General features: G+C 62.1%; 10 protein-coding genes and 1 pseudogene. 8 read left to right on the top strand and 3 right to left on the bottom strand.

Annotation, left to right across the window (positions count from 1 at the left end):
* From ACZYOF_RS39200 to ACZYOF_RS39190, 3 genes and pseudogenes are all read left to right on the top strand, one after another.
* A pseudogene (locus ACZYOF_RS39200) lies at positions 1–119 on the top strand (IS630 family transposase); the annotation flags it as partial.
* A 213-nt stretch (positions 120–332) separates the two neighbouring features.
* The gene (locus ACZYOF_RS39195; protein WP_130584461.1) at positions 333–872 is read left to right on the top strand and encodes a GIY-YIG nuclease family protein; all 540 of its coding nucleotides are present in this window, start codon (positions 333–335) and stop codon (positions 870–872) included.
* The gene (locus tag ACZYOF_RS39190) at positions 869–1,366 is read left to right on the top strand and encodes a hypothetical protein (protein WP_463719093.1); all 498 of its coding nucleotides are present in this window, start codon (positions 869–871) and stop codon (positions 1,364–1,366) included. Before ACZYOF_RS39195 ends, ACZYOF_RS39190 begins: the two co-directional genes overlap by 4 nt.
* Positions 1,367–1,618: 252 nt before the next feature.
* Here ACZYOF_RS39190 and ACZYOF_RS39185 read toward each other — a convergent pair whose 3' ends face one another.
* On the bottom strand, positions 1,619–2,866 hold the full coding sequence (locus ACZYOF_RS39185; protein ID WP_130582464.1) for a type II toxin-antitoxin system HipA family toxin: 1,248 nt from the start codon (positions 2,864–2,866) through the stop codon (positions 1,619–1,621).
* A complete protein-coding gene (locus ACZYOF_RS39180; protein ID WP_130582465.1) occupies positions 2,859–3,194 on the bottom strand; it encodes a helix-turn-helix domain-containing protein in 336 nt (111 codons plus the stop codon). Before ACZYOF_RS39180 ends, ACZYOF_RS39185 begins: the two co-directional genes overlap by 8 nt.
* A 720-nt stretch (positions 3,195–3,914) precedes the next feature.
* On the opposite strand from ACZYOF_RS39180, the gene ACZYOF_RS39175 reads away from it, so the two are divergent.
* From ACZYOF_RS39175 to ACZYOF_RS39155, 5 genes are all read left to right on the top strand, one after another.
* Positions 3,915–6,329 carry a tellurite resistance TerB family protein gene (locus tag ACZYOF_RS39175; protein WP_463719094.1) on the top strand — a complete coding sequence of 805 codons (2,415 nt, stop codon included), beginning with the start codon at positions 3,915–3,917 and terminating at the stop codon, positions 6,327–6,329.
* A complete protein-coding gene (locus ACZYOF_RS39170) occupies positions 6,326–7,657 on the top strand; it encodes an ATP-binding protein (protein ID WP_130582466.1) in 1,332 nt (443 codons plus the stop codon). The genes ACZYOF_RS39175 and ACZYOF_RS39170 overlap by 4 nt, the downstream gene beginning before the upstream one ends.
* Positions 7,626–8,888, top strand: coding sequence for a DEAD/DEAH box helicase (locus tag ACZYOF_RS39165; protein WP_130582467.1), 1,263 nt, complete (start codon positions 7,626–7,628; stop codon positions 8,886–8,888). The genes ACZYOF_RS39170 and ACZYOF_RS39165 overlap by 32 nt, the downstream gene beginning before the upstream one ends.
* 303 nt (positions 8,889–9,191) lie before the next feature.
* Entirely contained in the window at positions 9,192–9,749 is a 558-nt protein-coding gene (locus ACZYOF_RS39160; RefSeq protein ID WP_463719092.1) for a hypothetical protein, read from the top strand.
* Positions 9,750–9,752: 3 nt separating this feature from the next.
* Positions 9,753–10,079: a helix-turn-helix domain-containing protein gene (locus tag ACZYOF_RS39155; RefSeq protein ID WP_463719091.1), complete on the top strand. Its 327-nt coding sequence runs from the start codon at positions 9,753–9,755 to the stop codon at positions 10,077–10,079.
* 3 nt (positions 10,080–10,082) lie between these two features.
* On the opposite strand, the gene ACZYOF_RS39150 is transcribed toward ACZYOF_RS39155, so the two are convergent.
* Positions 10,083–10,721 (bottom strand): transposase (locus ACZYOF_RS39150; RefSeq protein ID WP_463719090.1); only part of this gene is annotated, 639 nt, incomplete at its 5' end.

Below are 10,721 nucleotides of genomic sequence, written 5' to 3'. Positions count from 1 at the left end.
GGCAACGGCGGCGAAATAAAACCCGAGCCCGAATCAAATGGATGTTCACAACCGACAAAGCTCGCGCCAAACTCGGCCGCGCCTATCCAGCCACCCCCAAAGAGTCAAAATCACTGTGATAGAAGTGTGGCTCTGCACAGTGATTTTGACGTGTTGGGGTGGGCTGTCAAATTAGCTCCGGCAGGGCGCCACATGAACAGCAGGGTAGTGATCCCTCGAACGAGGTGGCGGCGTGCAACGACATCCTTGGATAGTCGATAGCGGAACTGCGCAATATCTCGTAATAGGATCGGTACCGCTATCAAATTGCTTTGTCATCGGAGATATCGAGCGTGCCGGTCTATTTCCTTGGCGAAGAAGAGAACGGAGGCTCACCCATCAAGATTGGTGTCGCGAAGAATATTGAAGCGCGAAAGCGAAATCTCCAGACCGGAAATCCGCTAGAGTTACGCTTGCTAGGCTGGATCGAAACGGCAGATGAGTTTGGCCTGGAAACACGTCTCAAGAATGAGCTCAAAGCCGTTCGGTCACGCGGCGAATGGTTTAACATCGAGCCGGCGGACATCCTGCCGTTTCTCGTCCGCGCAGGGCGCGACGGCTTTGTTGCAAAGAGTGCCGACGCATTCCTGATCACTGGCTACGATAGCGATGCCATCCCGGAATACCTGGGCGTGTGGGAATGGGCCGATCTCGAAATCGACGAATGTTGCCCCTTTTGCGGATGCCTATGCGGTATGCATTTCCAAGAGGCATCGCAGATGCACTACTGCATCCGCCGCGATACGCTTACCAATTTCCCTGAGTTCGATCGCGACTGCGAGGAGCCAAACGACGAGAAGGCGGGTCGATCACTGCGAGAAAAGAGTGAATGAGCGAACAATGGCTAGCCGAACGAGCGCCAGGCTTCAAAAGTCTTCCCTCACGGGACCGCAACGCGATCTTTGACTTTGCGTTCTTGTGGAGCCTGTTCGAAGCGCAGGTCATGAACAATTTCGCGCGCGCCGACCGCATCCGCGAAAAGGTCGATGAGTGGACGGCTGCTGGCACGCTTGGGGCTGAGCTCTATGATGGCGAACTGACCTATTTCCGGAGGCGATATTTCGCTGATGGCGCATTGACAGGCCATTTCCCCTATCTAGGTCTTCGCCCGGCGGACTATCCTGACTTGGTACGGGTGGTAATCGAGGAAGCAAACAATGATCCGCGCGACCGCGTTTTGGTGCTCCTGATGATCGTCTGGCGCTTGCGCAACAATCTCTTTCATGGCGCGAAGTGGGCCTACGAGCTTCGCGGGCAGTTCGATAACTTCGCCCACGCGAACAACGTGCTGATGCGTTTGCTCGAACGGCACGGACAGCTCGCTTAGCGCGACCCTGGGTGTCCACGGCGCACCCGACGCCTTCCGTATAGGCCGCTATTTGGCCTTGAGCAGAATGTCGTTGCTATCGCATCAAACTCGCACCAACGAAACAAAATTGCGCTGGACCACGCGCCATAGGCCGCGCCGGGCGTTTGCAAAACCTGCCGAATGCCAGCATTCTGGAAATTTCAAGTTCGACGGTCGGGTCGGCTACGGCGCTCGCGGCTGCGGAGTCGAAGCTATGAAGAAATGTCAGTGTTAAATCGCGAGCGCTCGTTTGAGATCGTCGTGCTCGAACGCGCTGGCCATGCGGTTGATTTCGGCCCCGCGGGCACCGACGGCTTTGGCCGTGTCGCGCCAAGTCGCGGTCGCTGTCGCGACGTCCTTGATGATCGTGCGGGCCTGCGGCAGCGTAAGCCCAAAATATTCCGACGCGGCTTCGAGCAGATCGAGCGAGCAGGTGCCTTCATCGAGGTCGATGTTCGTCGTCAGCACCCGCGCCTTCACATCGGTGGGGACGGGATTGAGGTCATAAGCCGGCGAGAGCGACCATCCCGTCTTTCCCAGCCACAGGAAACCGTGGTTGCGTAGGTGATCATCGACGTTGGAGATTAGCACGTTGAAGACGACACGCCGGTAGAGGGCGTGGGCGTCCGTCTTTCCATGCGCACCATGTTGCGCGAGAGCGTCGACGATCTCCGGATAGCTTCCGCGCTGGCCGTCTTTGGCGCCCATCATCGCCATGGCGGACAGGAACGGGATGCGGACGGCGTCATTGCGATCGAAACGGCGTGACAGCATGACGGCCTTGCCGGCCACCTCGATCAGTTCGTGTTGCGGAGTGGCGATGCCGGCCTTGCTGGCGAGCCGTAGCGCAATCTCCTCCCAGGTCTCCATGCTGTAGTCGTCGGTCTCCTTCGGAAATTTGGCGATCGAGAGATTGCCGTGCTGGTCGACGACGGAGGCCTTCGGCCGGGCGCCGCCGAGGGAGGAGCCGGGCGCGAAGATGAGCTGTAGATCTTCGTCCGTTTCCTCGTCGCGGAGAATGCGCTCGGTGATCTGGAGCAGTCGGCCGAGTTCGATCAGGGCGGGCACGCCAGCGCGGATCGGCGCCTGAAAGAGTTCTTCGCCGACCCAACGGAAGCGGAGTGCGCCAAGTCGCGTTTCGTCGGCAACGCCGAGCAGATAGTCACTTTCTGCAAGCGTGCGAACCGCGCGGCCTTCGCGGTCGGCGAGGCGGCGTTCGGCGCGCTGCATGAGACGGCGGCCCCAAGTGTCAGGCGCGGAGTCGCCGATGGAGCCAAACGTGGCCAGTCCGGCAGGAGGAGCAAAGGCGCCGCGCGTCAGGGCGAGGGCGGGTTCCAGTGAAAACCGGTCCGGATCATCAAGCCACGCGCCATCGTATTCGAAGAGGATGGTCTCTGAGCCTCGGGCGCGATTGCTCCTTGCCAGTCCGATGCGGCGCGTGCGGGCGCCGAGATCGATATGCACCTCGAAGTCAGCCATTGCTTGAGGCTCCGGTCTTGCGCTTGAGGTGGATGTGCTTTGGCAGCTCGGCGCTAGCCAGCGCCTGGCCGACGCTATCGTTGCTGATGTCCGCGACATTGATCAGGCCGTCGAGCAGGCCGAGGGCCTGAAGAACGCCGGCATAGATACCAATACTGACGTTGGTGTCGCCGGCCTCGACTCTTTGCAGCGTGGAGCGGGACGTGAAGGCGCGCTCGGCGACGACCGCCATCGGCAGCCGCCGGCGCCGCCGGGCATCGTGGATGTCGGCGCCAAGCTTGCGCAGGGCCCTTCGAACCGCGGCGGGAGGATTGTGGGGGGTCGGCATTTGGTACCTTCGCGCTACAGATTTCACGAATATGTAGCACGAAGCTTACAAATATCCTAGTCTGGCAGGACCGGTATTTCCGTAGTGGGGCGGCGGGGCATTCGCCAGAACGATATATTGGCCCGCGAGCCTGTTGGTTGAGAACTGTCACAAAACCGGCGTAGTCTCCGAAGGTTGGTATTCGCATCTCGTGATGGAGGGGTGAGGTGAGCACATTACCTGTGAGCGCGAACTGTTCGCGCTCGTTCACTGTCCATCCTCGTTCCAGCGAATACCTGTTATTCCGCAGCGATTCCTTCTTCGCATGCCAAATGGGCAGAATCCCGGTCTGACTGGCCCCCACTTCGCATGGCGCGGCGCCCACCTCGGCTTTGATATTGGGCCCTGGACCGACGCCGGTTGACCATATCGTTGCAATCGAAAGTTGTGAAGAAATCAAAGCCATTGTCGACACGGTAGTGTCAAATTGAAGCTTCCAACAGCCGCGAGATTTGACGCCCCCGGAGCATTCCAAGAACGGTCAATGGGCCGCGCTTACAGGAGGAATTATGCCGATCTCGGTCCGGCGGATGCAGGTTCCCGGGAGAGAGCACTACCGGAGGAGCCGGGACACGACCTTCGACGATTGTACTTCGCTGCCGTCACACGCTATTTCTTGACGAACGAGTGGTGAGGATCGACGGAGATATGGGGCGGCGGAAGGGCGGGTCTACGGCTGGAATGGGCTTGCTGCTCGTGCTGGGCGCGATCTACGCGGTCCTCGCCGCGGCTTATCGGTTCGTCGTGGAGAATCTGGCCGCGGTCGTAGCCGTCTGCACGGTCTCCGGTCTCGTACTGCTGCTCGGCTATCTGTTCTCGAAGGCCGGAAAGCGACGTGAGATCGCGACAGGGCGATCGAGCGCGCAACACACTCCGCCGCCGGTCATCGAGCCAACGACAGCGGACCCGGTACGGATCGCGCCGGCCTTTCGCAGGGGGCGGGCTCCAGCGCCGGCGAGGTGGGTGCCGCCGGGAGAGTCGGTCACTGTCCAGGGCATCACCATCGCGGCCGGTCGCTTCTATCTCGGCGAGGCCCTCTTCTTCGAAGGCCAAGAGATCGACGGCTACGTCGTCAATCCCAAGCTTTCCGCACGAACGTCGCGGCCGGACGTCGCCGGGGATGCCATGCCGTACTGGCCGTCCTACGCGGACGTGACGCCCGCGGCCCGCCACGCTTTCCTCGATTGGATGTCGAGCGGTCGGCGGGACGATTCCTACGGCATCGGGCACGTCTTCGTGTTCTTCTACGGGCTGGAGCACAGGCTTTTCGTCGATCGGGACATCGCGAGCGCGCCGGACTGCATCGCCGAGGTCGAGAGGCTTCTGGCGAGGCGGGTCGACAGCGAGTCCTTCCAGGGTTACGGGAGGCGGTTCGTGGACATCGCAAGATGCGCCGCCGGCATGCCTCTCGCCGTTCCGCAACCATCAGCGGAGCGGTCACACTCTCCAGAGATGGACATTCAGGTGCGCCTTCACCTTGGGCGGCGTCTCGCACAATCATCGACGATCCTGTCCGAAGACGCTCTGCTCTGGGTTCTCGCGCTGCCGGACGTGTATCTGCGTACCGCAGCGGTTCGGTGCTTCGACGAATTCGTGGCCCTTTGGCATCTGCGTTTCCGGAGCGCGTTTCCGGAAGGATTGAACGTCACCACTTCCGGCAACATCGATCTGCGGTACGAGGCAGCGAGCCGGGCCTTCCGGGTCACGGTGGACGGTCCTCATCGGGCCTATCCCGACGTCGCGAAGGCGACGACGTCTCCCGAACCATTGAGGCGCCTCGTGCAGGAATGTACCGACGAGCTCGACGGATTCAGCCGGCTTCTGGGCCGCCAGCCCGAGGCGCGCAACTCGGTGCAGGCGTCGCTTCTGCTTCCGCCCGATCTCGTGTCGGAAATCGGCTTCGATGCGTTGCATTCGTTCGGGGAGCGTCTGTCGGAAATCATGGGGGGCCAGAGCCGCGCGGGCACGACCATGGGCACCGTATTGCGGTCGGCCGACTTCGATCTTCCGGAGAACGGCAAGGTATCGTCCGGGCTCGCGGACCAGCTCGGACAGGTGCTGGATCGGCTCGACATCGCGATCGAGCCGGATCGGCGCTTCGGCGGAGCGGTCCCGCAGCCTGACGATCAGATATTCCTGTTCAAGGCGCCTAGCGGCGGGCCGGTCGATCCGGAGCGTCAGGCCTATCGGTCGATGAAGGCCCAAGTCGAGGTCGCCGTGCTGACGGCGGCGGCCGACGGCGATTCCTCGAGCGACGAGATGCCGCGGGTGATCGCCGGGATAAGGGACGGAAAGGACCTCAGCGCGATCGAACGCGCGCGCCTGATCGCGTTCGCCGTCACGATCTTCAACAACCCACCCAAGCTGTCGAGGGTCATGAAGCGCCTGGCGGAGCGCAGCGACGCCGAACGGGAGGCTATTGCCGATGCGGCGGTCGCAGTCGTCGGCGGCGACCAGAACGTGCGGCCCGACGAGGTCAGATTCCTTGAGAAGCTCCACAAGGCACTGGGCCTTCCGAAGGAGCGGGTCTATTCCGAGCTGCACAGAACCGTGCCGCGGGCGGACGAACCGGTATCCTTGTCCGTCGAGAGACGCGAGGCCGGGGTGCCGATCCCGAAAGAGCGACCGGTCGCCGCACCGAGTCCCGTCGTCGTGCCGGCACCTGTCCCCGCACAGGAGGGTGTCGTCGCGCCGGCACCCGTCGCTGGAATCCAGATCGATGCCGCGCGCTTGGCACGGACGCAGCGGGAGACCAACGCGGTCGCGGAACTGCTGGCGAACATCTTCGAGGAAGACACGACGCCAACTCCCGTCGAGACGCCGGTGGCATCCGCGGCGAACGAGGTCTCCTTCGAGGGGTTGGACGGACCGCATGCGGAGCTCGTCGAGCTTCTCGAGCGGAAGGGATCGATCGCGAGAGCCGAATTCGACGAGCGGGCGCGCGCGATGAAGCTCCTGGCGGACGGTGCGATCGAACGCATCAACGACTGGTCTTACGATCGCTTCGAGGAACCGCTGCTCGAAGAAGGGCACGAGATCGTCATGGTTCCGCATCTGCGGGAGCGACTGGCTGAACTGAGAGAGACGACGGCATGAGCAAAGCGCCGAAGACGATAAAGCCGAAAGAACGGGACACTATCATCCAGGCGCTGAGCGCCGGCGTGGTGCCGCGCGTCGGCCTTCCGCACATCCAGGTCGGCAGAGCCGCGGAGATCGGAGCGTTGCTTCGCGACGTGGACAGGATCGCGGACGGCGGGGCGGCCGTCAGATTCGTGATCGGCGACTACGGCGCCGGCAAGACGTTCTTCGCGAACCTCATCAGACTGATCGCGCTGGAGCGGAAGTGCGTGACCGTGCACGCGGATCTGGCGCCCGATCGCCGCATCCACGCCAGCGGCGGCCAGGCGAGGGCGCTCTATTCCGAAGCCGTCCGCAACATGGCCACCCGCACGAAGCCGGAGGGCGGCGCACTGGCGGCCGTGGTGGAGCGGCTCGTCACCGACGCCGTCAAGGAGGCCGGAGAACGGCAGGTTCCAGTCGAGAAGGTGATCGACGAGAAGCTGGCCCCGATCCAGGAATTCGTCGGAGGCTACGATTTCGCGACGGTGCTCAAGGCCTACTGGCGCGGCAGCGAAGCGTCGAACGAGGAGCTCAAGCTCGCGGCCCTGCGGTGGCTGCGCGGAGAGTTCTCGACCAAGACCGAGGCGAACAAATCCCTCGGCGTCAGGACCATCATCGACGACGACGGCGTGTACGACTCGCTGAAGTCCCTCGCATGCCTGACGAAGGTCGCGGGTTACGCCGGACTGTTGGTGATGTTCGACGAGATGGTGAACATCTACAAGCTGCAGAACGCCCAGGCGCGCAAGTCTAACTTCGAACAGATCCTCCGCATCGTGAACGACGCCCTGCAGGGAAACACTGTCAACATCGGCTTCGTCATGTGCGGCACGCCGCAGTTCCTGATGGACACCAGGCGCGGCCTGTTCAGCTACGAAGCGCTGCAGTCACGGCTGGCGGAGAACCAGTTCGCCACCAAAGGTCTTGTCGATCTTTCGGGCCCGGTCATAAACCTCCAGAGCCTGACGCCGGAGGATCTTCTGATCCTGTTGTCCAACATCCGGACGGTGTTCGCTGCGGGAGATCCGTCTAAATATCTGGTGCCCGAAGAGGCGTTGACCGCCTTCATGGCCCACTGCGATCGTCGCATCGGAGAAGCCTACTTCCGCACGCCGCGGACGACGGTGAAGGCCTTCGTTCAGATGCTCTCCGTGCTCGAGCAGAACCCGGGCACGAAGTGGCAGGATCTTCTGGGGCAGGTGGAAGTACCTGCCGATCTGCAAGGCCAGCAGGAAGCGGTGCCCGAGGGTGGCGCGCAGCCCGGAGACGACGATGAACTCACCAGCTTCCGGCTCGGGACTTGAAGCCGCCTACCATCTGCTGCATCCCAAGGTCCGCCGCTGGATCCGCGACCAGGGCTGGGACGAATTGCGCGAAATACAGGCGCGCACGATCCTCGCCGTGCTCGAGGACGATCGCGACATCCTGATCTCGGCGACGACCGCGGCCGGCAAGACGGAGGCGGCATTCCTCCCGATCCTGACGTCGATCGCGGAGCGCAGCGCGTCGGGCTTCTCGGTTCTGTACGTCAGCCCGCTCAAAGCGCTGATCAACGACCAGTTCCGGCGCCTCGAAGGACTGTGCGAGAGCATGGAGATCCCGGTGGTCAAATGGCACGGGGATGCGCCGCAGGCCGAGAAGAAGAAGGCGATGAACAAGCCCGACGGAATCGCCCTCATCACACCGGAATCGATCGAGGCGATGTTCGTCCGTCGTCCGGCCGACGCCAAACGGCTGCTGTCGGTCGCCGAATTCATCGTCGTCGACGAGCTTCATTCCTTCCTGCAGGGACCGCGGGGATTGCACGTGGCCAGCCTGCTGCGGCGCATCGATGCGATGGCGGCGCGGCCCGCCCGGCGCGTCGGACTTTCCGCGACGATCGGCGATCTCGGCCAGGCCCGCGCGTGGCTGCGGCCGACGAATCCTGGGAGCGTCGAACAGCTCGTGGCCAACTCGGACGCTCCGGAATTGCGTCTTCAAGTCAGAGGTTACATCGAGCCGCCAGATCTCGACGATCCGGGCGGCGTCGTGCCGCGTTTCGAGCCCGCGACCGGCGAGCCGGCTCACGACCGGCTGATCGCGGAGATGCGCAAGGTCTATCTCGCGGACGACGTTCCGCCCTATCTCGACGCCAGAGCCCGGGATCTCCTGGAGGAAGGGCGCGAGATGTTCCGCGAGCTCGACTTGGAGAGCCGATCGCTGGTCCAGGAAGATCGTGACATGCACGTCTTCCTCTGGCGGGGATCCCAGGCGACCGCCGTCTTCAGCGCGGCGCTTGCGATGGCCGGGCTTCAATCGGGCGTGCACGAACTCGGAGTCACGGTCTCCAAGATCAAGGAGAGCGAACTGCGACCGATCCTCTCCAAGCTTGCCGAAACGCGAAATATCGGTCCCCATGACGTCTCGGAGTTCGTCGCGAACATCAAGGTCGGGAAGTTCCGGGAGCAGGTCCCGGAGAATCTGGCCAGATCTCTCTGGGCCAGACAGAACGGCGACAAGGTCACTGAAATTCCCGTCATGGCCGCAGCTCTCTAGCGGTGTCGCCTCGTCTTTTCGAAGTCGAATGTCGTACACCATCGTCAGATGGCGCTTGCGAACGCATTTTGCCGGTACCCGGAAATGGCGGAGACTATCTGAGGTCCGATCATAGAGGCGGTCGATGGTGACGTGCGCGCCGGTTCGAAATGCTTCCATCGCGAAGCGGCGTCGACGACGCGCGGGGCTGCCGAACTGCCTAGCGGATGAATGTCGTGAGTCGACAGATGTTTACGAATGCCCCTAATATGTGGAGGGAGTAAGTTCGCGGAAGCCGGTACGGGTGGGGCAGTGAACTTCCAGGTGACGGTTCTCAAGGTGCTGGTCAGCTATCCAGACGGGTTCGCCGTTATGGCGGACCTCAAGCGCGATATGGCGATTCTGGCGACCAGCGGGCGGGATTGGGCCGAACGCACGAAGCGATTGGCAGCCCGCGTGCCTGACCTGGATATCTTCTCCCTAGGTCTCATCGAGCGGTTGAATGGCGGCTGGCGTGTCACTGACAAGGGACGCGCGGTTCTCGAGACCATGGAGGCTCGACCCGCACCCGCCCAACAAGCTACGGAGCTGCCTGATGTCCGCGCGGTCGAGGAGCAGACGCCAGCCACGACTCTGTCACCGATGCCTTCAATCGCTCCGGAAACGAAGCCGGCGCCAACGCGACGCTATCCGGCGAAGACAAGCGACTGCGTCGTAACAAACCTAGCTAAGGGCAAATTTTGGCGTTCGGAAAATAGGAATATATTCCATAATCAATGTTATGCGAAATTTTCATGTAGACGTTCATTAGAAAGGTCACCATCCTCCCCATTAGAGATGTCACGCTCGGACTTGTCTAAGGCATGGGCCTGGGGGTTGTGAGTGATGACGGTGCTGTCGATGAGCCGGGCTGAGATCGACCGGGTGCATGTGTTGCGGGATGTGGTGGCGGAACGGATTGCAGTGCGAGAGGCAGCGCAACTACTTCGGGTGACATCGCGACAGGCGTTCCGGCTGCTGAAGGCCTATCGGCTCGGAGGCCCCGCGGCACTGCTGTCGAAGAAGCGCGGCAAGCCGAGCAACCGAGCCTATCCGGCGATCGTACGGAGCGAGGCACTGGCGCTGATCAAGACTCACTACGTGGATTTTGGTCCGACGCTGGGGATGTCCCGATCGGTGTTGAACTACGTCGGGCCGACGTTGCCAGAATGAATGTTACGCGGCCCTTGTGACATGGGCAACGGGCTTGATCGTCATGGGATTGTGGTGAGCTTGAAGGGCCGCACGCAGAATCGCCAATTGCTGATGTGCCTTCAATCGTCGGAAGCCCTTGTTGGCCTCGATCATGCCGGCCGCGACCCATCGCAAGGCCATACCGGCATCCCGCCAGCGCTTGACGTTGCGCGTGACGCGGCGAATGGTGCCCATCATGTTCTCGGCGATGTTGGTACAGGCGAGCGATCGACGAAGCTCCTTCGGCAGCTTCAACCGGACGACGGTCAGGATTTCGTCGAGGCCTTCGAGGATGCTGGCCGCTACGCCGGGCCATTGCTGGTCGAGTCGACGCGCGAGATTGCGGATCAATTTTTCAGCCTTGTCGGCGTCATCGAGCTCCCAGGCCTGGCGCAGCACCCGACGGGTGGCCGCATGATGCTGTTTCGGCAAGCGTTCCATAATGTTGCGGGCCTTGTGGATCTGGCAGCGCTGGATCGCAGCGGCCGAACCGAAGGAGGGTGTCAGAAAGAATGTGTAAGCAGGTTTCTGTGAGTTTACCTTACCGAGGAGACTCACATGACGACCGACACGACGATTACACCTGAACTGCTGGATCAACTGCTTGCTAACTATGAGAAG

The sequence above is a fragment of the Bradyrhizobium sp. LeoA1Lang genome, assembly GCF_055413685.1.
The sequence above is the reverse complement of the archived record's forward strand: the minus strand, read 5'-3'. Positions and strand labels throughout refer to the sequence as shown.